This window comes from Bradyrhizobium sp. BEA-2-5, from assembly GCF_032918025.1.
GTDB lineage: Bacteria > Pseudomonadota > Alphaproteobacteria > Rhizobiales > Xanthobacteraceae > Bradyrhizobium > Bradyrhizobium pachyrhizi.
Genome location: NZ_CP136629.1, coordinates 2,759,885 through 2,780,897, shown reverse-complemented (window position 1 = coordinate 2,780,897; position 21,013 = coordinate 2,759,885). Strand labels below are relative to the sequence as shown.

17 protein-coding genes are annotated in these 21,013 nt (G+C 64.8%); 4 read left to right on the top strand and 13 right to left on the bottom strand.

The window, feature by feature from the left end:
- The first annotated feature begins 105 nt into the window (after nucleotides 1-105).
- The 3 genes from ppk2 (at nucleotide 106) to RX327_RS12910 (ending at nucleotide 2,778) form a co-directional block, all read left to right on the top strand.
- Nucleotides 106-969, top strand: coding sequence for a polyphosphate kinase 2 (ppk2, locus tag RX327_RS12920; RefSeq protein ID WP_317251251.1), 864 nt, complete (start codon nucleotides 106-108; stop codon nucleotides 967-969).
- Nucleotides 970-1,308: 339 nt separating this feature from the next.
- Nucleotides 1,309-1,731: a DUF6294 family protein gene (locus tag RX327_RS12915; protein WP_028331873.1), complete on the top strand. Its 423-nt coding sequence runs from the start codon at nucleotides 1,309-1,311 to the stop codon at nucleotides 1,729-1,731.
- A gap of 168 nt (nucleotides 1,732-1,899) precedes the next feature.
- Entirely contained in the window at nucleotides 1,900-2,778 is an 879-nt protein-coding gene (locus tag RX327_RS12910) for a transporter substrate-binding domain-containing protein (RefSeq protein ID WP_050385099.1), read from the top strand.
- A gap of 173 nt (nucleotides 2,779-2,951) precedes the next feature.
- On the opposite strand, the gene RX327_RS12905 is transcribed toward RX327_RS12910, so the two are convergent.
- The 8 genes from RX327_RS12905 to RX327_RS12870 all read right to left on the bottom strand — a co-directional run bounded on the left by RX327_RS12905 (nucleotide 2,952) and on the right by RX327_RS12870 (nucleotide 14,788).
- Nucleotides 2,952-3,620, bottom strand: a complete 669-nt coding sequence (locus RX327_RS12905) for an amino acid ABC transporter permease (protein ID WP_317250461.1) — start codon at nucleotides 3,618-3,620, stop codon at nucleotides 2,952-2,954.
- A 58-nt stretch (nucleotides 3,621-3,678) separates the two neighbouring features.
- Nucleotides 3,679-4,938 (bottom strand): FAD-dependent oxidoreductase, encoded by a 1,260-nt coding sequence (locus RX327_RS12900; protein WP_317250460.1) that lies wholly within the window; start codon nucleotides 4,936-4,938, stop codon nucleotides 3,679-3,681.
- A gap of 4 nt (nucleotides 4,939-4,942) precedes the next feature.
- A complete protein-coding gene (locus RX327_RS12895; protein ID WP_028331877.1) occupies nucleotides 4,943-5,701 on the bottom strand; it encodes an SDR family NAD(P)-dependent oxidoreductase in 759 nt (252 codons plus the stop codon).
- A gap of 107 nt (nucleotides 5,702-5,808) precedes the next feature.
- Nucleotides 5,809-6,891, bottom strand: a complete 1,083-nt coding sequence (locus tag RX327_RS12890; protein WP_317250459.1) for a zinc-binding dehydrogenase — start codon at nucleotides 6,889-6,891, stop codon at nucleotides 5,809-5,811.
- A gap of 117 nt (nucleotides 6,892-7,008) precedes the next feature.
- Nucleotides 7,009-10,806, bottom strand: a complete 3,798-nt coding sequence (locus tag RX327_RS12885; RefSeq protein WP_317250458.1) for an autotransporter domain-containing protein — start codon at nucleotides 10,804-10,806, stop codon at nucleotides 7,009-7,011.
- 246 nt (nucleotides 10,807-11,052) lie between these two features.
- Nucleotides 11,053-11,997, bottom strand: a complete 945-nt coding sequence (locus tag RX327_RS12880) for a DMT family transporter (protein WP_317251250.1) — start codon at nucleotides 11,995-11,997, stop codon at nucleotides 11,053-11,055.
- Nucleotides 11,998-12,230: 233 nt separating this feature from the next.
- Nucleotides 12,231-13,070, bottom strand: a complete 840-nt coding sequence (locus tag RX327_RS12875) for an aldo/keto reductase (RefSeq protein ID WP_317250457.1) — start codon at nucleotides 13,068-13,070, stop codon at nucleotides 12,231-12,233.
- A 236-nt stretch (nucleotides 13,071-13,306) separates the two neighbouring features.
- Entirely contained in the window at nucleotides 13,307-14,788 is a 1,482-nt protein-coding gene (locus RX327_RS12870; RefSeq protein WP_050385164.1) for an aldehyde dehydrogenase family protein, read from the bottom strand.
- 117 nt (nucleotides 14,789-14,905) lie between these two features.
- Here RX327_RS12870 and RX327_RS12865 point away from each other — a divergent pair, with 117 nt between their 5' ends.
- Nucleotides 14,906-15,991, top strand: a complete 1,086-nt coding sequence (locus tag RX327_RS12865) for a substrate-binding domain-containing protein (protein WP_317250456.1) — start codon at nucleotides 14,906-14,908, stop codon at nucleotides 15,989-15,991.
- Nucleotides 15,992-16,074: 83 nt separating this feature from the next.
- On the opposite strand, the gene RX327_RS12860 is transcribed toward RX327_RS12865, so the two are convergent.
- From RX327_RS12860 to RX327_RS12840, 5 genes are all read right to left on the bottom strand, one after another.
- A complete protein-coding gene (locus tag RX327_RS12860) occupies nucleotides 16,075-16,974 on the bottom strand; it encodes an SMP-30/gluconolactonase/LRE family protein (protein ID WP_317250455.1) in 900 nt (299 codons plus the stop codon).
- Between the two features lie 148 nt (nucleotides 16,975-17,122).
- Complete coding sequence (locus tag RX327_RS12855) at nucleotides 17,123-17,548, bottom strand: globin family protein (RefSeq protein WP_050385104.1); 426 nt, start codon at nucleotides 17,546-17,548, stop codon at nucleotides 17,123-17,125.
- Nucleotides 17,549-17,663: 115 nt separating this feature from the next.
- A complete protein-coding gene (locus RX327_RS12850; protein WP_317250454.1) occupies nucleotides 17,664-18,458 on the bottom strand; it encodes an ABC transporter ATP-binding protein in 795 nt (264 codons plus the stop codon).
- Nucleotides 18,459-18,468: 10 nt separating this feature from the next.
- Complete coding sequence (gene ntrB, locus RX327_RS12845) at nucleotides 18,469-19,371, bottom strand: nitrate ABC transporter permease (RefSeq protein ID WP_317250453.1); 903 nt, start codon at nucleotides 19,369-19,371, stop codon at nucleotides 18,469-18,471.
- A gap of 60 nt (nucleotides 19,372-19,431) precedes the next feature.
- Complete coding sequence (locus RX327_RS12840; RefSeq protein ID WP_317250452.1) at nucleotides 19,432-20,748, bottom strand: CmpA/NrtA family ABC transporter substrate-binding protein; 1,317 nt, start codon at nucleotides 20,746-20,748, stop codon at nucleotides 19,432-19,434.
- Between the last annotated feature and the right edge of the window lie 265 nt (nucleotides 20,749-21,013).

Genomic DNA, 21,013 nt, shown 5'->3' with positions numbered 1-21,013 from the left:
ACCTTCATGACGACCTCCGCCCTCACCGACGAAGCCTCCCGGGATGAAGCCTTGCGGGACGAAGACTTGCGGGATGAAGCCTTGCGCGCCCGCATCCATCAAGAGATGGCCGACAGCCTCGACGAGGAACTCGAGCTCGAGCTCGACGACATGAGGCTCGACGAGCTCGACCATGACGGCGCCGCCGGCAGGCCGTCGATCGACCGCAAGTTCTATTTCCGGGAACTGCTTCGCCTCCAGGGCGAGCTCGTCAAGCTCCAGGACTGGGTGCAGAGCGAGAAGAAGAAGGTCGTGGTGCTGTTCGAGGGCCGCGACTCCGCCGGCAAGGGCGGCGTGATCAAGCGCATCACCCAGCGCCTCAATCCCCGCATCTGCCGCGTCGCGGCGCTTCCGGCGCCGAACGAGCGCGAGCGCACGCAATGGTATTTCCAGCGCTACGTCGCGCACCTGCCGGCCGGTGGCGAGATCGTGCTGTTCGACCGTAGCTGGTACAACCGCGCCGGCGTCGAGCGCGTGATGGGCTTCTGCTCGGAGGACGAGTATCAGGAGTTCTTCAAGTCAGTGCCGGAATTCGAGCGCATGCTGATCCGCTCCGGCATCATCCTGGTCAAGTACTGGTTCTCGATCACCGACGACGAGCAGCAGTTCCGCTTCACCATGCGGATCAAGGATCCCCTCAAGCAGTGGAAGCTGAGCCCAATGGACGTCGAGTCCCGCAGTCGCTGGGAGGCGTACACCAAAGCCAAGGAGACGATGCTGGAGCGCACCCACCTGCCCGACTCGCCATGGTGGATCGTCGACGCCGTCGACAAGAAGCGCGCCCGGCTCAACTGCATCTCGCATCTATTGAGCCAGATCCCCTATCAGGCGGTCACCCACCAGCCGGTGGTGCTGCCGCCGCGAATGCGCAACCCGGACTATCACCGCGGCCCGATCCCGCAGGAGATGTACGTGCCGGGACGATATTGATTCTGGGCACGAGCACGCTCTGTCCTCCCCGCTTACGGGCAGGGCAATCGCATTTGGAATGAACCAATTCTTCCGCGCCGTCACGGCCGGGCTTGTCCCGGCCATCTACGTCTTTTCTTTGCGTGGAAACGAAGACGTGGATGCCTGGGACAAGCCCGGGCATGACGAGTTTGCGGGAACTCCGATTGCCTCAAACGGCCATATGCGATTGCCCTCCGCTTACGGGGGAGGATCACTAAATCGCGATTGTAGATTGTGAGGCAGCTCACTGGTCCTTTTGCGCCCTCCCTTTAAACCAGAGGTTGCTCGCAATTCGCGGGCTAGAAGGAGGCGTACGCTATGTTGAAAGAACATCTTGAAAGCAAAAGCTCGGCGACCGACCAGCCTGAAAGCTATAAGGGTGTTGCGACACATGCTATCCAAACCCTTGACCTCAGTTGGAGCGCGCCTATTCGTTACGGCGATTGCAAGCTGTCCGGCTTCTTGAACGGCACCCTGAACAACGGCCCCACTCTCAGGCTTCGTTCTGACGGAACAGCAGAATTGCTGGCAAAATTTTTCTCGACCGACGACGGTGATGTTTGGGTTATCGATCGTCTCGTTCTTTTGGATATTCACGGGACGGTGCTTTTTCAATTTCCACACCTTTCAAGTCCAGAAACCCAGACAGACAACCAAGTGCTCGATTGGGTAGCCGAACTGAGCTTCCCCGCCGTTTTCTTTTCTTCGGTCACAGGGGCGAACATGACCTATCGTTGCTAACCCCTAAGGGCGCGGTTCGCGGCTTATTCGACCTCCCCCACAAGCGGGAGAGGTGAAGTCCGGCACGTAGGCGACCGCGCCCTCGCCTACCAATGGTGCAGGCGCGCGCACTTGCTGGCACCGGATACCGACGCTAGGCTTCCCCCGATCTGGTGCAGGGAGGCCCGCTTGACTCAATCCGACGACATCAAAATCTCCGAAGATCGCCGCGACGCGCTGCGCTATGCGCTCGGGATCGGCAGCGGCGCGGCGCTCGCGGCCGCGATGGCAACGCCGGCCTCGGCGCAGACGCCAGCCGACAACACGCTGGATCGCATCCGGGCCAACAAGGTGCTGCGGATCGCGGTGCTGCCGGGCGAGCTGCCCTATTTCAACAAGGACCTCGCCTCGGGCACCTGGTCCGGCTTCTCGATCGAGATGGCCAACGATCTGGCCAAACTGCTCAACGTCAAGCTGGAATACGTCGAGTCGACCTACGGCAATTCAATCCTTGATCTGCAGGCCAACAAGATCGACCTCGGCTTCGCGCTCAACCCGACGCCGCAGCGCGCGCTGGTGGTCGATTTCACCAATCTGGTGTTCCCGCATCCGTTCGGCGCGATGCTGAAGAAGGGGCTGGAAGCCAAGACCTGGGCCGACATCAACAAGCCCGAGGTCAAGATCGCGGTCGACGTCGGCTCGGCCAACGAGGCGGTGGCGCGCCGCTTTGCGCCGAACGCCACCATCAAGTCGCTGAAGTCGCGCGACGAGGTGATGTTGGAAATGTCGTCGGGCCGCGTCGATTGCGTGGTCAACGCGCTGGTGCTCGGGCTGACCGCGATCGCCAAAAACCCGAACCTCGGCACCTACAAGATCCTGGCCTCGCCGTCGGTGACGATCGCGAGCGGCACGGCGGTGCGGCGCGAAGCCGACAAGCGCTGGCGCGATTTCCTCTCAGTGTGGATCGACTACAACCGCGGCATCGGCCAGATGCGCGAATGGTTCGTGAAGGGCCTCGGCCTCGCCGGCGTCAAGCCCGAGGATGTGCCGGTGGAGTTGAGTATTTGAGGCGATTGCCGAGACGGCAGTGATTTCCCTCTCCCGCTAGCGGGCGCTTGCGGGGGAGGGCCGGGGTTGGGGGTGTCGCCACAAGCGACGCCCTATGTATGGAGAGAGCCCCCACCCGGATCGCATCTAACGATGCGATCCGACCTCCCCGCAAGCCGGAGAGGTCAAGCAACTCACACCTTGTCGTAGGTCAGCCCGCGCTCCAACCGCCTGGCCACCAGCGTCGACGGAAACAGGATCGCAAAATAGATCAGCGCCACGATGGTGTAGACCTCGAGCGGCCGGTAGGTGTCGGCGTTGATCAAGGTCGCGTTGTAGACGAGATCGGGTACCGCGATGATCGAGACCAGCGAGGTGTTCTTGAGCTGCGTGACCGACTGGTTGACATAGGGCGCCATCATCGGCTTCAGCGCTTGCGGCAGGATCACGAGCCGCATCAGGCGCCAGCCGCGGAAGCCGAGCGCCTTCGCGGCGTCCCACTGGCCGACCGGCACGCTCTCGATCGAGCCGCGCACGATCTCGGCATAGAACGCGCCGCCATAGAGCGAGAGCACGCTGACGGCGGCGACATGCGCCGGGATGTTGACGCCGATCACGACCGGAAACGCGTAGTAGAACCAGATGATCTGCACCAGCAGCGGCGTGCAGCGGAACAATTCGATATAGGCGATCAGGAGCCAGTCGATCACCGGAATGCGCCGCAGCCGCAGCATGCCAACGATCAGGCCGATCAAGGTCCCGAGAATAATGGTGCCGATGGTGTAGGCGATGGTCCAGGCGAGCCCGAGCCAGAACAGATGGCTGTACTTGGCAAGGATGCCGAAATCCCAGACGTAGTTCATCCTGCCCCTCGGTTGCCGCGCGCTTGATCGCCAAACATCGCAGGCGGCCTCGCACGAGTCACGCGATATACCGGTCTGGCGAAAATGCTCGCACCTCGAACGGCGGCGCATCGCCCGCGATCATCGCCGCAATTGCGGCGCCAGTTCCGGGGCCGGTGGTGAAGCCGATATGCTGGTTGCCGAAGGCGAGCCAGAGCCCGCGATGTCGCGGCGCCGCACCGATCATCGGCAGGCTGTCGGGCAGCGTCGGCCGCGCGCCGCGCCAGCGCTCGCCGACCGCATCGCCAAATTCGACCACGCTGCGCGCCATCGGCACCACCGCCTCGAGCTGCGAAAAATTCGAGGGCGCGTCGCGCGCGGTGAGCTCGACGCCGCTGGTGACGCGAACGCCCGATTCCATCGGCGTCATCAGAAAGCCGCCCTCCGCATCATGGATCGGCCGCAGCAATTTGCGTGCCGGGTTCGGCACGAAATGCTGGTGATAGCCGCGCTCGAAGGCCAGCGGCACGCGATAGCCGAGCGGCCGCAGCAGTTCGGCCGACCACGGCCCGAGCGCGACCACGACATGGCGCGCGGCGATCTCGCCGTCGGCGAGCTGCACGCGCCAGCCGTCGCCGTGCGGCTCGATCCGCCGGACCCCGGATTGCCTGATCGTGCCGCCGCCAGCGGCGAGCATCTGCGCGTAGGCCTTGACCACAGCTCCAGGTAAATCGACCGATGCCGTCTGCGTGTGCAGCAGGCCGACGCTATAGGCAGGGATGATGTTGGGCTCGAGCGCGGAGATCGCCTGGCGATCGAGCACCTCGCTCCTGATGCCGAACTCGGCGAGCGCTGCCTGCTCGGCCTGGGCGGCGGCGAGCCCGTCGCTGCGCCAGGCCTTGAGCCAACCGGTTTCGCGGATGCGATGGCCGGCGCCGGCCTGCACGATCCAGTCGCGATGCAGCTTCAGCGAGGTCCCGATCAAACCGTGCAGCGCGGCGGCGCGCGGCCTGGTCTGCGATGGCACAGCGGCTGCAAGGAAGCGCATCACCCAGCCGGCATTGGCGAGCGCCCACGCAATGTTCCAACGCAGCGCCGGATGCGCGTTGGTCAGATATTTCGGCAGGTTCTTCAGCAGCGACGGCGTATTGAGCGGCAGGATCGAGCCTGACGAGATGATGCCGGCATTGCCGTAGGAGGTTTCGCTGCCGGGCTCGCGGCGATCGACGACCATGACGGAGAGCCCGCGCCGCCGCGCGGCGAGGCCCGCCGAGACGCCGACCATGCCGGCGCCGAGCACGGCGACATCGACCCGCTCTGTTGGTTCGCCCTCGCTCATGGCGTCACATCAAGGTCAGGCCGCCATCGACCGGCAGCGTCGCGCCGGTGACGTGGCCCGCTTCCGGCGACAGCAGGAAGGCGACGACGGCCGCGACCTCGTCGGGCTCGGCCAGCCGCTGCATCGGATTGGCCTTCGCGACGCGCTCCCAGGTCGCGGTATCAAGCGCGCCGAACAGGCCGGGATCCTTGCGGGTGTAGCCCGGCATCACGGCGTTGGCGGTGGCGCCTGACGCGGCGAGCTCGATCGCGAGCGACTTCACCAGCACCTCGAGCGCGGCCTTCGCCGCAGCCGATCCCGGATAGGTAGCGCCGGGCACGAAGCGATGCGGCCCGAAGCTCGACACCGCGACGACGCGGCCTTGCGCGCTGCGCGTGAGGTCGGACAGCGCCGCCGCCGCGATTTCATGGAAAGCCGCAGCCATCACCGCGAAGGCGCGCTCCAGCGCCTCGCGCGGCAGGCTGGGGAACTCGCGCCGGTCGGCAAAGCCCGCGGCGTGCACGATGCTGTCGATCGGCCCGAACGCGGCCCGCGTTGCCGCGACCAGCGCGGTGCCGGCGCCGGCTTCGGCGAGATCGCCGGTGCTCACCTCGACCTTCGCGCCCTTGCTGCGGCATTCCTCCGCAACCGAATTCAGCCGCGCGAGGCCGGCGGCCTCGGTGCCCTGTCCGTGCAGCATCAGGGATTGATCGGGGCCGGCGAGCCGGCGCGCGACTGCGGCGCCGATGCCGGAGCCGCCTCCCGTGATGATCGAAATTCGCATGAGTTGCGTGCTGTCAGTGCGATAAGAGACGGCGAACTATAGGTTCGGCGTCACGAAATGCAAACCGCGCCCATCGACGTGAGTTTAGCGCCGCGTTCAACGCCAAATCAGCGCCACGGCTCGACCAGGATCTTGGTGTGCATCTCGGGATTGGCGAGATCGGCGAACGCCTTGGCGACGCCGTCGATGCCGACTTCGGCGGTCACCATCGCGGCGGCATCCACCTGCCCTTCCGCGATCAGGCGCAGTGAGCTGGCGAACTCCTCCGGCGTGTAGCCGAGCACGTACTGGACGCTCAGCTCCTTCATGATACCGAGCATGGGCTCGCTTCTGTCGGCTTCCATGCAGACGCCGACCACGATGATGCGCGCATCGCGCGGCGCGCCTTCGAACACCTGCTGCAGCAGGCCGGGTATGCCGACACATTCGAAGATGATCGCCGGCTTCAGCGCCGGCAGCATGGCCCGGAACGGTGGTCGCGCCGCCTTCTCCGCCTCCGACATCTGCGCGTGCTCGGCCCAGGTCGCATAGGGCAGCGTCCTGGCGGGATCGACCACCACATCGGCGCCCATCTTCTCGGCGAGCTGGCGCCGCGCCGGCGAATAATCGGCCGCAACGATCGGTCCAAGCCCCCTGATCTTCAGCGCCGCAATCACCGCCAGCCCGACCGGTCCGCAGCCGATCACCAGCGGCACCTCGCCGCCCTGGATGTTGGCCATCGCCACCGCATGGACGCCGACCGCCAGCGGCTCGGTGAGCGCGGCATGCTCCGGCGCAAGCCCGTTGGGCACTTCAAGCAGCAGCGCTTCGCTCAGCAGCATCGCCTCGGCGTAGCCGCCGACATTGTCGTTGGAATAGCCGATGCCTTCGATACCCTGCGGCGTCAGCAGCGCCGGCAGCGAGCAGACTTTCGTCCCGGGCTTCAGCTTGCGCGTGGTGTTCGGGCCGTAGTCGAGGACCTCGCAGCAGAACTCATGGCCGAACACGACGTCGCGCGACAGATCCATCGGCGTGCGGCCGGGCAGGAACTTGCTCATCTCCACCATGCGATGGGCGTGCTGGCGCGCATGCAGGTCGGAGCCGCAGATGCCGCAGGCGAGCGTCCTGACCAGCACCTGGCCGGGGCCCGGCTTCGGCTCGGCGATCCGGTCGACGACGATCTCTCCGTTCCTGAAAATCGCGGCCCGCATATTCCCTCCCGCGTGGGTTTTGTCCCACTCATTTTGACGCGTATTTCGTGCCGCGAAATGCTGTCGCGGATCAAGTCCGGGACAGGCTTTCGCTGCAGGAGGCTATAGCACGGAGGGTCACCACGTATAGCGCATAACGCCCTTGCCGGCGTAAGACTGTGTCACGTTGGAGAATTCGCCCTCGAAGGTCGCGGCGGCCGACCAGCCGCTCCGCCACTTCATCTCGAGGGAAGCCGTGGTCAGCGCCGAGTCGCTGGCCTGCGCCGCGCCGTTGACCACGAAGGCCGCGCCGGGCAGCGTCTGGAACACCGCACCAACGGCGCGGTCCGGATTGAAGTCATGCGCCCAGGCAACGCGACCGCGCAGCGTGAAGATGCCGCCATCAACCGCGAACGATTTGTCGGAGCGCAGGCCGAGTTCGCTCCTGACGTCGGTGACGCTCTTCGCGGCATAATTCAGCGCGAAGGCGCCGCCGCCGGAGACCACGCTCTCCGCATAGGACGGCAGTTCGAAGCTCGTGAACTGCGCCGCCGCGTAAGGCGTCAGCCCGATCCACGGCGTGGCAGTGCGATAGCCGCCCTCGAGCCGGCCAGACCAGGCATTGGCATTGAAGTTGGCGCGCAAATGATCGGCGCCGGCCGCGGTGACGATGCGATCGGTGGTGACATCCTGCCAGCCATAGGCGAGCGCCGCGCTCAAGTACGCCGCGCCGACGCTGTGGCGGACGAACGCGCCGGCCTGGAACAGATCCGAACGGCCCCAGCCGAGACCGTTGACGCTGAAGCTGGTGGCGCCGCCGGCGAGCGCAAAGCCGGCGATGGTGTTCGGCGAGAAGCGGTAGTCGGCGCCGACCGCGGTGCCATAGAGGCTGCTGCTGGTATTGTTCGAGCCCAGCATCGCATTGCCGCTGGTGGTCTGCGAGCCGCCATAGCCCGCCGCCCATACGCCCCAGCGCTGCTCGAAATCGACCAGCCGCGGCGGCGCCTTGGTGTAGATCGCGGCCAGCGCATCGCGCGGCTCACTCTGGCGCGCCGCATAGGCGAGCGGCGTGCTCTCCTCGGCGAACGGCGTCGCCCCCGCGCCGCCGCCAAACCCACCATCGCGCCCGGCAACAAATGGATCGGTCAGCAGACCGAGGAACAGGCCCATCGCGTTGACCGTCGCCTGCTGCGATCCGGTCGCGCCCTCGCCCGAGGCCTGCGTCAGGCCAGCCGGCGACAGTCCGGCGAACACCGCGTTGATACCGCCATTGGCGTTGAAGAAGTTCTGCAGCGTGGTGGCGACGTTCTGCTGATTGACGTTCAGCTTCGACTTCGCGCCGTAATCGAGCGTGAAGTTCAGATAGGCGTTGCTCGCATCATAGCCGAGCGTCGCGACGAGGTTTGACGGCAGCCCGGTTGAATCGACGCCGACGAACGTGCCGTTGCGGCCGGCGGCCGCCGACAGGATAGTGTATTGCTTGGCGATCGTACTGCCGGCGGCGACGCTGACGCCGACCGATCCGGCCAGCGTCGCACTGCCGCTCACCTTGGCCAAGGCGGACGCCGTCGAATTGAGCCCGACGAGGTACAGCGCACCGGACTGGAAGGCGAGGTTGCCCGCCACGTTCAGGGATGTGCCTGGTGTCGCGTTGCCGGGCATCAGGATGCCGCCGCTTGCAATCGTCGTGTTGCCGGCGGTGCCGATGCCGGAGAGCGCGCCGCCGGCATTCACCGTGGTGAGGCTCGACGAGGCGATCGAGCCATCGACCTGAAGAATGCCGCCGTTGACCGTCGTGGTGCCGGTATAGCTGTTGACGCCGGACAGCGTCAGCGTGCCGCTGCCGGTCTTCTCGAAATTGGCCGGACCAATGCGGCCGCAACCGCAGGGATCGGAATCCGCGATCACGCCGCTGACGATAGTGGAAAGATTGTTACCTCCGACGACGAGCGTGTTGCCGCCGCCGATATAGTAGGTGCCGGAGCCCGCGATCGAGCCTGCTGTGATGCGGCCGTCGCCGTTCGGCCCAAGGCTGCCACCGAAGTCCACATAGCCAGTGCCTTGGGTGATGAACTGTGCAGCGCTGCCGGTCGAATTGCCGAGGAACATGACGCGAGCCCCACCCTCGGTCGTGACCGTGGCGTTGCCGGCCGTTGCGAAGACGTCGAAGACCAGCGTGCCGCCGAAGCGGTTGGTGATCGTCGCATTGCCCGCGGTCGGCGCCTCCGTCAGGCTGAGACCGGACGTGCCGAAATAGGTCAGGCCGCTGTTGTCGATCGTTGCGTTCGCCGCAGTGCTGTTCTGGTAGAAATTGGTAAAGCCGGTGGCCGTCGTTGTGATCGTCGAGGATGCGGCCGACGAGAACTCGAAGAACAAGGTCCCGCCGCCGTTGTCGCCATTGGTAATCTTGGCCTGACCCGCATTGGTGTACCCCAGGAACACTGTGCCGGCACCATCATGATTGTGGATCATGGCCTTGTCGGCCGTGCTGGCGTCCGAGCCGCCAGGAGGCCCAAGCGCATCGCCAAATACCAAGGTGCCGCCATTGCTATTGTCAAACTTGGCATTGCCGGCAGAACTGGTGTCGCGAAAGATCGTGAGCGCACCATTGGTGTTGCTCACCATGGCATTGCCCGCTGTGCTACTGTCGCGAAACTCCGTGATGCCGAAATTCTGGTTGACGATCGTCGCCGTCGACGCCGTGGTGGAATTATAGAACGTCGTGGTGGCGATCCCGTTGAACCCGTCGTTGACGATCTTGGTGATGCCCGCGGTGTTAGCATTGACGATGTCGAACTTGCCGTCGACCGCGACCTCGCCGACGATCGAGGCGATGTGGCTGGCGTCGCCGAGTTGCAACGTTGCGCAATCGCAGATCGTGGTGCCGCCGGTGTAGGTGTTGGTGCCGAGCAGCACGACGCGGCCGAGGCCGCCCGAATTATCCAGCACCGTCAGCTTGCCGGGGCCGTTGCCGTCGGTGAGATTGGCGTTGATCGTGAGCGTGACGCCATTGGCGTCGATCGCGCTGCCGATGGCCGACGTGTTGATCTTGAAGTTGTTGCTGAATGTCAGGTTGCTGAGGCCGTCGGCCTGAAACGAAGCATTGTCGAGCGTGACGGTGCCTGACCCGACCGAACTGTTGTTGCTGACGACGACGGTCGTATCGACCACCAGCGTGCCGCCGGAATAGGTGTTGGCGCCGGAGAGCTGCACGTTGGAAAACGCGGACGCCGACGAGTCGATCAGGCGCAGAACCCCGGCGCCGGTACCGTCGGCAATCACGCCCTGGAGATTGACCTGGGCGCCGTTCGCATCGACCGTGCCGCCGGCCGCATTGACCGCGATGTTGTTGGCGAAGGCAATGCTCGAGACCGTCGGCGACTGCATCTGGAACGTACCGCCATTGAGCGTGATGGTGCCGGTGCCGACCGAATCCGCATTCGTCACCTGCACGGTGCCGGCGGAGATCAGCGTGCCGCCGGAGTAGGCATTGGTGCCCGCGAGCACCAACGTGCTGTTGCCGAGCTGCTGCACCATCGCCGGTCCGCCAATGCCGTCGGTGAGATTGGCGTTGATCGTGATGGTCTGGCCGTTGTTGGCCTGGCTGATCAGGCCGCCGGTCGGCCCGGACAGGCTGAAGCCAACCGGGTTGCCATTGATCGTGTAGGACTGCGAATTGGCGGTGAAGGTCCAGGACCCCGGCAGCATCAAGCCAGGCCCGATCGTGACCGTCGCCGATCCCGATGAATCGAAGATGGCTGATTGGTTCGGGAGGATCGGCGGCGCGCCGGCCGACGTGGTCGACCAGTTGGTCGGGAGTTCGTAAACATCGGTGCTCGTCGAGCTGCCCGTGCCGCCCCAGGTGTAACTCTGCGCTCGTGCCGAACCGGTCGGCAACGCGATTGCGCTGGTCAGGGCGCAGAGTGCCAAGGCCATCGCAGCGCGAGACGACCGACCACCTGACAGGAAAAAGAACGAACCAAAATGCACGTACCCGACCCCCAAACGCTCTGCGGCGCTCTTGGGGCTAGGGTTAGCACGCAGCGAACCGTGAGGTTGCCGATCGTTTCCGAAATCCGGTGATTCAGCGACCCGAGATCAAAGATTTCGGCCCGACTGTTGTACCCGCGCAACGCTAGTTGAAGCCGGTTTCGCAACCGACGCACGATTTCGTCCGGACGCTCAGGCGTTCGGCGACGGCTCGCTGGCCACGGTCAGCAGCTGCGACCGTCGGACGCGCTCGCGATGCGCGGTGTAGAGGCCCGAGGCGACGATGAAGCCGGCGCCGAGAATGGTCCAGATGTCGGGCACTTCGCCGAAGATGAAGAAGCCCAGAATACTGACCCAGAGCAGCTGCGTGTAGGAGAAGGGCGCCAGCACCGAGGCATCGCCGTAGCGGAACGCCAACACCACGATCCACTGTCCGACGGTGGACGCAACGCCGATCAGGATGCCGAACATGATGTCGTGCCAGCTCGGCGTAACCCAGACGAACGGCACCAGCGCGCTGACGATGGCAACGCCGACGATCGACGAGTAGGTCATCACGGTGATCGGGCGCTCGCTGCCGCTCATCATGCGCGTCAGGATCAACGTGGCCGCCCAGGCCAGCGCCGAGACGATCGGGAAGATCGCTGCGGGATGGAACGCGCTTGTGCCCGGGCGCAGGATGATCAGCACGCCGATCAGGCCGAGCGCGGTCGCGAGCCAGCGGCGCATGCCGACCTTCTCGCCGAGGAAGACGATCGAAAGCGCAGTGACGAACAGCGGCGCAACGAAGCCGGTGGCGGATGCCTCCGCGATCGGCAGGAAGCCGAGACCCGTGATGAAGAACAGCGAGGAACCAAGCAGCGCCGCCCCGCGCATCACGTGAAGACCGGGACGGCTGCTGCGCAGCGCGAACAGCGGCGAGCCCGGCAGCATCGCCGGCGTCATGATCATCGCGAACACCAGGAAGCGGATCCAGGCGATCTCGATCGAGGGCAGCGTGGAGGAGAGATATTTTGCCGTGACGTCGGAGGTGCCCAGGAACACCGTCGACAGCAGGATCAGCGCGATGCCCTTGAACGGCCGGTCGGTACGGGCGGGCGCCTTGCTTGTCGCTGCGGGCGCGGTCTTTGCGGGCAATGAAAGGGGAACGCTGTCCAGCCTGGCGGCCACGGCTGCGGGGGGCGGTGTCACGGCAATCTCGAAGGCAAAATAAAGGGAATCTGCTGCTCGTACACAACGCCAATTCCGCTGCGAGAACAATGCCCGAAAACGGGACTCCGATATGCGCCAGCGCGCGCGACCGCCCGCCGCAGGTCGCATGCCGCCGCAACTGCAACAGTTTGTTAAGAACTGTGTGGAGCGGAACGCCCTCAGAGCATCGGCAGCGAGCGTGGCTTCGGCCCGCGCGGGAACGCGGCATCGAGCGCAGCGAGTTCATCGCCGCTGAGCTTCAGAGTTCCCGCCGCCGCATTCTCCGACGCGTGTTCCGCGTTCGACGCCTTCGGAATCGCGAGCACCGACGGTAGCCGCGTCAGGAAGCTCAGCGCCACCTGGCGCGGCGTTGCCTTGTGCGCCTGCGCGATCGATTGCAGCACCGCGCCGGCCCTGCTCGACGACGAGGGAAAATCATTGTGACCGAACGGCGAGTAGGCGACGACGGCGACGCCGTGCCGCTCGCACCAGGGAATCACGGCGTGCTCGATGGCGCGCTCCTGCAGATGGTAGAGCACCTGGTTGCAGGCGATCTTGCCTTCACCCGCGACATCGAGCAGTTCGTCGAGATCCTCGGTATCGAAATTACTTACGCCCCAGGACCGGATCTTGCCCGCGGCGATCAATTCGTCGAACGCCGCGACCGTTTCGGCGAGCGGAGTGGTTCCGCGCCAGTGCAAGAGATAGCAGTCGAGCCGGTCGGTCTTGAGCCGCTTCAGCGAGCGCTCGCAAGCGGTGATGGTTCCGCGGCGCGAGGCGTTGCTGGGCAGCACTTTCGAAACGAGGAACACCTCGTCGCGCCGGCTCGCGATCGCATCCGCAATGACGAGCTCGGCATCGCCATACATCTCGGCGGTGTCGATATGGGTCATGCCGGCCTCGATGCCGCGCTTCAGCGCAGCGACGGCCGCCTTGCGGTCACCGCGATCGAGATACCAGGTGCCCTGCCCGATCACCGAGACCTGCGGGCCGCTGTCGCCGAATTTTTTCGTCTGCACGATCGCCTCGTTCCGCGTGTTCCCTTGTGGCTCCGCGCAAAGATAGAGGAAAGAGACGATCGTGTCTCCACGGTGTCGTACCTGCGAACGCAGGGACCCATAACCACAAAAGTCAATTGTAGAGGCCGCTGCGGCCCCAGCGTGGTCCAACAACGCGGATTTGGGGTTATGGGTCCCGACCTTCGCCGGGACGACAGCTGTATTGTGACGCGCGCTCACGCGTCTCTCGACGCGCATCAAACGTTGAGATTCATCCACACCGCCTTCGGCTCGGTAAAGTTGTCGAGCGCGGCGGTGCCGTGCTCGCGGCCGAGGCCGGAATCGCGCTCGCCGCCCCACGGCAATCGCACGTCGGTGTAGCCATAGGTGTTGATCCACACCGTGCCGGCGCGGGCCTTCTTGGCGAAGCGCTGCACGCGGCCCATATCCGCGCTCCAGACGCCGGCGGCGAGGCTGTAGGCGGTGCCGTTGGCGATGCGCAGCGCATCGGCCTCGTCCTTGAACTTGATCACGCTGACGACGGGGCCAAAGATCTCCTCCTGCGAGATGCGCATCTCGTGCGCGACATTGGCGAACACAGCGGGGCTGATGAAATAGCCCCGGTCACCGACCCGCGCACCGCCGGTGGCCAGCAGCGCGCCCTCATGCTTGCCGATTTCGACATAATCGAGGATCGAGCGCATCTGCTTCTCGGAGATGACAGGACCGAGCGCGGTGGCGCGATCTGCGGGATCGCCGATCCGCAGGCTTTCTGCGCGGGCGACCAGACGCTCGACCACCTCGTCATAGGCGTTCTCCTGCACCAGCACGCGCGAACCGGCCGAGCAGACCTGCCCGGCGTTGAAGAAGATGCCGGCAGCCGCGGCCTTGGCGGCGGCTTCGAGATTGGCATCGTCGAAGATCACATTGGCGGACTTGCCGCCGAGCTCGAGCGAGACGCGTTTGAAGTTGCCGGCGGCGCCCTTCATGATGCCGCGGCCGACACCGGGCGAGCCGGTGAAGGTCACCTTGTCGACATCGGGATGATTGACCAGCGCGTCGCCGACGACGCGGCCGGGCCCGGTCACGATGTTGAGCACACCCTTCGGCAAACCGGCCTCGAGCGCAAGCTCGCCGATCCTGAGCGCCGACAGCGAGGTCAGCTCGGCCGGCTTCATCACCATCGTGCAGCCGCAGGCGAGAGCCGGCGCGAGCTTCCACATGCCGATCATCAGCGGGAAATTCCACGGCACGATCGCGGCGACCACGCCGACCGGCTCGCGCATCGTATAGGTCAGCGCGTCGTCGCGCGCCGAGACCACATCGCCGCTGATCTTGTCGGCCCAGCCGGCGTAATAGGTCAGCGTGTCGATGGCGGCGGGAAAATCCTGGCGCAGCACACCCGCAATCGGCTTGCCGGCATCGAGGCTTTCGAGCGCGACAATCTCGTCGGCATGCTGCTTCAGCAGCTCGGCCCATCGGAGCAGGATGTGTCCGCGCTCGGCCGCGCGCATGGTGCGCCACGGCCCCTCGAAGGCGCGGCGGGCGGCCGCCACGGCACGGTCGACATCCGCCTCATTGCCTTCGGCGACGGCAGCGATCACCTGCTCGGTGGCGGGATTGAGCGACTTGAAGGTGTTTCCGGACAACGAACGGACGCGGGCGCCGTCGATCAGCAGCAATTCGTCCCTGATGGTCGGGGCGCGGCGGTCACGCTCGTAGTCATATGCAACTGACATCATATTTCCTCCTGGTGTTGTCACTCAAACTAGGAGGCTTTGACCCGCAGTAAATATGATATCTTGTGCCTATTGGCACGCCAGTATATGAAGTCACCTTCATAAGTGGTGACCACGATGCTGCAGATCGAGATCGAGACCGTCTGGCGCTTTCGCAAAGAAAACAGCCCGCAGACCGCGGTCGTGATGCTCGGCATCCTCAACGAGATCAGGAAGACCGGAAAGATCACCAGTGCCGCCAACAACGCGCAGCTGTCGTATCGTCATGTCTGGAACCTGATCGAGCAATGGACCGGGTTCTTCGGCGTTCCGCTGGTTGAAACCCACCGCGGCAAGGGCTCAAAGCTGACGCCATTCGGCGAGAAGCTGGTGTGGGCCGGCGAGCGGATGCAGGCGCGGCTCGGGCTGCAGCTCGAAAACCTCGCGCAGGAGCTGGTCACCGAGATCAAGCCGTTTCTCGAGCAGCGACCGTCGGTGATCCGGGTCCATGCCAGCCATGGCTTTGCGGTGTCCAAGCTGCGCGAGTTCCTTGACCGCGCGGGCGGCGTCGGCGTCGATCTGCGCTATGTCAGCAACCAGAACTCGCTGGTCTCGCTGGCGCAGGGCGCCTGCGATCTCTCCGGCGTGCACCTGCCGCGCGGCGAATTGCGCGCGCAGGGCATCAAGGCCTGCCGCGAATGGCTCGATCCGCGCGAGGACCGCGTCATCAATTTCGTGACGCGCGAGATGGGCCTGATGGTCAAGCGCGGCAACCCGCTGAAGATCACAACGCTGAAGGACCTGGTCGAGCGCAAGGCCCGCTTCGTCAACCGCGACCACGATTCCGGCACGCGGCTGCTGTTCGATCAATTGCTGGCGCTGCACAAGATCCCGGAAGGGCGGATCAACGGCGCCCAGCACATGGAATTCACCCATGCGGCGGTCGCCGCCTATGTCGCGAGCGGCATGGCGGATGCAAGCTTTGGCGTCGAGGCCGCGGCGCGGCAGTTCGGGCTCGATTTCATCCGCCTGCTCACGGAAGATTATTTCTTCGTCTGCAAGCGCGCCTTCCTCGAGACCGAGCCGATGCAGCGCGTGCTCGACATCATGAAGAGCAGCGAGTTTCACAAGGCGGTGGGCGCCCTTCCCGGCTATGTCGCCTCACATACCGGCGCCGTCAGCGGCGTGAAGGAGTTTCTCGAGAAGCTGCATTCGGACCGCTGATCAGCCAGACCCGGTGAGCAGCCGACCTAATGGCGGGACGCGCGCCAGGCGCGACGACGAGGATCGACAGCCAGGGAAAACATCTAGCCGAGCCCACCGATGTCGGCGACCAGCACCGAGCCAGTCACCGACTCCGTAATGTAGAGCCGGTCGCGGTTGGCGCCACCGATCGCGACATTGGTGCAGTTCGGCCCCGCGCAGGACTTGATCCGCGCGATCAGTTCGCCGTTCGGCGCGAACACGAAGACATGGCCGAGCGAGGCATGACCGACGAACAGGCGGCCCTTGGCATCCATGGTCATGCCGTCAGGACCGCTGGTGCCGAACAGCGAGCAGAAGCGGCCGACCTTGGACACGCTGCCGTCCTTCATGAAGGGCAACCGCCACACCGCGTTGTCGCGCGTCATCGCGACGAACAGCACGGTCTCGGTCGGATCGAGCACGAGACCATTCGGGCTGATGCCGGTGTCGATCAGGCAATCGAGCCGGCCGTTCGACGCGAGTCGATAGACGCGGCCGCTCGGATCGTGCAATCCGGTCTGGCCCTGATCGGTGAAATAGATGTCGCCGTTCGAGGCGAGGTGGAGATCGTTGCAGCCGCGGAACGATTCCGAATTGCGCGAGCGCAGCAGGGGCGTGACCTCGCCCGACCTGGCATCGAGTTCCATCAGCCCGTGCCGATAGTCGGCGATCAGGATGCGGCCCATCGCATCGATCTTCAGCCCGTTCGGCCAGCCGTCATACTCGGCAACCTGCGACCATGACTTGTCAGGCGCGATCCTGAAGATGCGGCCGAACGGGATGTCGACGATGTAGAGATTGCCTTCGGCATCGAACGACGGTCCCTCGATGAAGCAGTCGGTCACCGCGCCCGGGCGGTTGGCGTCGGCCCATTCGCTCGCCACCCTGCGGCGGAATTCGGCCGGCACGGCGGAGAAGATTTCAGTCGCGATCAGTTTCGGCGGCGTTTCCAGAAACATCATTGTTGGCTCACCCGTTGGCGGAACGGGGCGGACCATAGATGCTTGCGCACGTCATTGCGAGCGCAGCGAAGCAATCCACCTATCCGCCTGAGCGATGGCCGGATGGAAGGGCTCTTGCAGCGACGTGGAAGGCTTCTGTCACCGCCTGCTATTCGACCGGCTGCACCGGGCCATAGGCTTCCGAGATCATGTAGCCGGACAGCGTGCCGTAGGCCGCGGTCCATGCGGCGGCCACGTCAGGCGTCCAGGCTTCGCCGAGCCCCTTCTCCAGCGTCCACAACAACGCGCCGCCGACCACCGGATAATGCTCGGGCTTGGCGCCGTAGCCGACATGCCGCTTGGCCAGCGCACTCGCGGCCGGCAGGATCGTGTCGAGATTGCTCAGCCCATTCACGACGACGGCAAGCGTCGTCATCAATTTCTTGCGCTGCTCCTTCATGTCGACCGGAAACATCGCCTTCACGGCGGGCGCGACTTCGAACAAGCGGTCGTAGAAAATGACCGCGGCCTGCTCCGAGATCGGCGCGACCTTACCAAAGCTGTCCTGAACCAGCTTGATTTGGGCCGGATTCATTTCAATTCTCCTCGGTCATGAAATGAGTTCTGAAACGATTTTTCAAAACGCGAGCATTGGTAACCGAAGCCGGCGCTTCGGTTCAAAGCGGAAGCGCTTGCCGTTGACGTGATCATCACGCGGCCTCGACGAAGCGGTGGCGCTCGTAGAGGAATTCGAGCACGCGTTGGCGGCACTTCAGATAGGTGGCGTTGGTCGCGAGCTCGAGCCGCTTGCGCGGCCGCGCCAGCGGCACCTCCAGCACCTCCCCGATGCGCGCGCTCGGCCCGTTCGTCATCATCACGATGCGGTCGGACAGCAGCACCGCCTCGTCGACGTCGTGGGTGATCATCAGAATGGTGTTGCCGAGCTTCTGATGCAGCGCCATCACGGAGTCCTGCAGATGCGCGCGGGTCAGTGCGTCGAGTGCGCCGAACGGCTCATCCAGCAGCAGCACCTTCGGCTCCATGGCGAGCGCCCGCGCGATGCCGACGCGCTGCTTCATGCCGCCCGAGATCTCGGAAGGACGCTTGTCCCTGGCATGAGCCATCTGCACGAGGTTGAGATTGTGCATCACCCAGGCGTCGCGCTCGGCGCGGGACTTGGTCCTGGCGAAGACCTTGTCGACGCCGAGCCTGACGTTCTCGTAGACGGTCAGCCACGGCAGCAGGCTGTGGTTCTGGAACACCACGGCGCGGTCGGGCCCCGGCGAGTTGACCTCGCGGTTTTCCAGCAGCACGCCGCCCGTGGTGGCGCCGGTCAGCCCTGCGATGATGTTGAGCAGGGTCGACTTGCCGCAGCCGGAATGGCCGATGATCGAAACGTACTCGCCCTTCTCGATCGTGAGGTTGATGTCCTTCAGCACCTCCGTGGTGGCGGCGCCGCGGGTAAAGACCTTGTCGATGTGGTCGAGTTTCAGATAAGCCTGCATGACGTCCTCCTCAGTTCTGCGCGGTGCCGCGGGTGACGAACTTGCCGAGGCCCGCGATCAGGCGGTCCAGCACGAAGCCGACGATGCCGACATAGAACAGCGCCAGGATGATCTCGCTGATATGCGAGGAGTTCCAGGCGTCCCAGATGAAGAAGCCGATACCGACGCCGCCGATCAGCATTTCCGCCGCGACGATCGCAAGCCACGACAGACCGATGCCGATACGAAGGCCCGTGAAGATGTAGGGCGCGGCCGCCGGGATCATGATCTTTGCGAAGAATTCGAGCGGATTGAGCTGCACGACGGCCGCGACGTTACGGTAATCCTGCGGGATGTTGCGGATGCCGACAGCGGTGTTGATGATGATCGGCCAGATCGAGGTGATGAAGATGACGAAGATCGCGGAGGGCTGGCCGTCGCGGAATGCCGCGAGCGACAACGGCAGCCAGGCGAGCGGCGGAATGGTACGCAGGACCTGGAACAACGGATCGAGCCCGCGCATGGCCCAGACCGACTGCCCGACCAGCACCCCGAGCGCGACGCCGGCGATCACGGAGAGCGAATAGCCGAAGGCGACGCGCTGGAGACTGGCGGAAAGATGCCAGAACAGGCCCTTGTCGATGCCGCCATGGTCGAAGAACGGATCGAGGATCAGCTCCTTGGTGTCCGTGAACACCTTCGACGGCGGCGGCAGTGCCGAGCCGGCGCGGCGGCAGACCAGCTCCCACACCAGCGTGAGCAGCGCGATCACGACCAGCGGCGGCACCACGCGCGCCGCGGTCTCCTTCGCCATCCTGGCGTAGGCCTCGGCGCGCGGCGCGCGCTTCAGCGTCATGGTCACGACCGGCGCCGCGACAGTGGCCGGCGGGATCGCCACCGCCGACACTTCGGTCTTCATGGCAGGCATCGACATTGAACGAAAATCTCCGTGGTCAAAAAAGGAGAGCCGCGCTGCTCGCGCGGCTCGCTCAAATCAGACGTCAACACGCTTGATGGACAACGACTTCAGGTAGGCGGCGGGATCGGCGGGATCGAACACCTTGCCGTCGAAGAAGGTCTCCTTGCCGCGCGAGGTTGAGGCCGGAATGTCGGCAGCCGCGACGCCGAGGGACTTGGCGGCGTCCTTCCAGAGGTCCTCGCGGTTGACCTTGGCAATCAGCGCCTTGGTGTCGAAGTTCGGCTCGTACTTGCCCCAGCGGATGTCCTCCGTGAGGAACCAGAGATCGTGGCTCTGGAACGGATAGGAGGCGTTGTCGCTCCAGAACCGCATCTGCTGCGGCGAATTCTCGACCACGCGGCCGGTGCCGTAGTCGAACTTGCCCTTCATGCGGTCGGTGATGTCCTCGACCGGGCAGTTGATCCACTGCCGCTTGGCGCAGATCGCCGCGGTCTCCTCGCGGTTCTCGGCCTTGTCGGCCCATTGCTGGGCTTCCATCACCGCCATCAGCAACGCTTTCGCCGCCTTTGGATATTTGTCGACGAAGGCGGCGCGCATGCCGAAGGATTTCTCCGGATGCTTGTTCCAGAGTTCGCCGGTGTTGACCGCGGTATAGCCGATCTTCTGATGGATCAGCTGCAGGTTCCAGGGCTCGCCGACGCAGAAGCAGTCCATGGTGCCGACCTTCATGTTGGCCACCATCTGCGGCGGCGGCACCACGATGGTCTCGATATCCTTGTCGGGATCGATGCCGCCGGCGGCGAGCCAATAGCGTATCCAGAGATCGTGGGTGCCGCCGGGGAATGTCATCGCGGCCTTCACGGCCTTGCCCGAGGCCTTCTTCTTCTCCAGCGCGGCCTTGAACGGCGCGGCATCGACGCCGAGCTTCAGGTCGGCATATTCGCTCGCGACGGAGATACACTGGCTGTCGAGATTGAGCCGCGCCAGGATGTACATCGGCGTCGGCTGGTTGTTCTGCGTCACCTTGCCGGCCGAGATCAGATACGGCATCGGGGTGAGGATATGGGCGCCGTCGATGCCGTTGCCTTCTGAGCCGAGCACGAGGTTGTCGCGCGTCGTCCCCCACGACGCCTGCTTCTGCACATCGGTGTCGGGCATGCCGTATTTGGCGAACAGCCCCTTGTCCTTGGCGACGAAGAGCGGGCCGGCATCGCTGAGTGCAATGAAGCCGAGCTTGGCGCCCTTGACCTCAGGGCCGGCGTCCTGCGCGAAGGCGCCGGCGGGAAAGTTGAGCTTGGCCGCGGCGAGCAGCGCGGCGGCGCCGCTGGTTGCCTTCAGAAGCTGACGGCGGCTGAGGCCGCGGCTTGGCGGCTTGGCGGTGGGCTTGGTCATCGGTCGTCCTTTGCGTCGTTGCGTTGCGGTGTTGCGTCAGTGCGTCGAGCGCCGTCCTCCGGATGGCGACGCGCGCAGGGCGCAAAAAGGCGTGCACCGGGAAGGCCCCGGTCTGGCGGCGTCAGAAATCCGATGGGGTAGCCTCGAGGGACGGCTTCAATGGCGTCGGCTAATGACTATTCAAGCCTTGTGCCAATCTACCGCAGTGCAAAAATCGATTTCGCTGCAAAGCCTTGCGTAACATGTCGCAGCACGCGCGAGTTTT

What these genes read in the sequence shown, in the direction of transcription:
- ppk2 (WP_317251251.1), top strand. Translation starts at nt 106, where the DNA reads ATGGCCGACAGCCTCGACGAGGAACTCGAGCTCGAGCTCGACGACATG.
- RX327_RS12915 (WP_028331873.1), top strand. Translation starts at nt 1,309, where the DNA reads ATGTTGAAAGAACATCTTGAAAGCAAAAGCTCGGCGACCGACCAGCCT.
- RX327_RS12905 (WP_317250461.1), bottom strand. Translation starts at nt 3,620, where the DNA reads ATGAACTACGTCTGGGATTTCGGCATCCTTGCCAAGTACAGCCATCTG.
- RX327_RS12900 (WP_317250460.1), bottom strand. Translation starts at nt 4,938, where the DNA reads ATGAGCGAGGGCGAACCAACAGAGCGGGTCGATGTCGCCGTGCTCGGC.
- RX327_RS12895 (WP_028331877.1), bottom strand. Translation starts at nt 5,701, where the DNA reads ATGCGAATTTCGATCATCACGGGAGGCGGCTCCGGCATCGGCGCCGCA.
- RX327_RS12890 (WP_317250459.1), bottom strand. Translation starts at nt 6,891, where the DNA reads ATGCGGGCCGCGATTTTCAGGAACGGAGAGATCGTCGTCGACCGGATC.
- RX327_RS12885 (WP_317250458.1), bottom strand. Translation starts at nt 10,806, where the DNA reads ATGGCCTTGGCACTCTGCGCCCTGACCAGCGCAATCGCGTTGCCGACC.
- RX327_RS12870 (WP_050385164.1), bottom strand. Translation starts at nt 14,788, where the DNA reads ATGTCAGTTGCATATGACTACGAGCGTGACCGCCGCGCCCCGACCATC.
- RX327_RS12865 (WP_317250456.1), top strand. Translation starts at nt 14,906, where the DNA reads ATGCTGCAGATCGAGATCGAGACCGTCTGGCGCTTTCGCAAAGAAAAC.
- RX327_RS12860 (WP_317250455.1), bottom strand. Translation starts at nt 16,974, where the DNA reads ATGATGTTTCTGGAAACGCCGCCGAAACTGATCGCGACTGAAATCTTC.
- RX327_RS12855 (WP_050385104.1), bottom strand. Translation starts at nt 17,548, where the DNA reads ATGAATCCGGCCCAAATCAAGCTGGTTCAGGACAGCTTTGGTAAGGTC.
- RX327_RS12850 (WP_317250454.1), bottom strand. Translation starts at nt 18,458, where the DNA reads ATGCAGGCTTATCTGAAACTCGACCACATCGACAAGGTCTTTACCCGC.
- ntrB (WP_317250453.1), bottom strand. Translation starts at nt 19,371, where the DNA reads ATGTCGATGCCTGCCATGAAGACCGAAGTGTCGGCGGTGGCGATCCCG.
- RX327_RS12840 (WP_317250452.1), bottom strand. Translation starts at nt 20,748, where the DNA reads ATGACCAAGCCCACCGCCAAGCCGCCAAGCCGCGGCCTCAGCCGCCGT.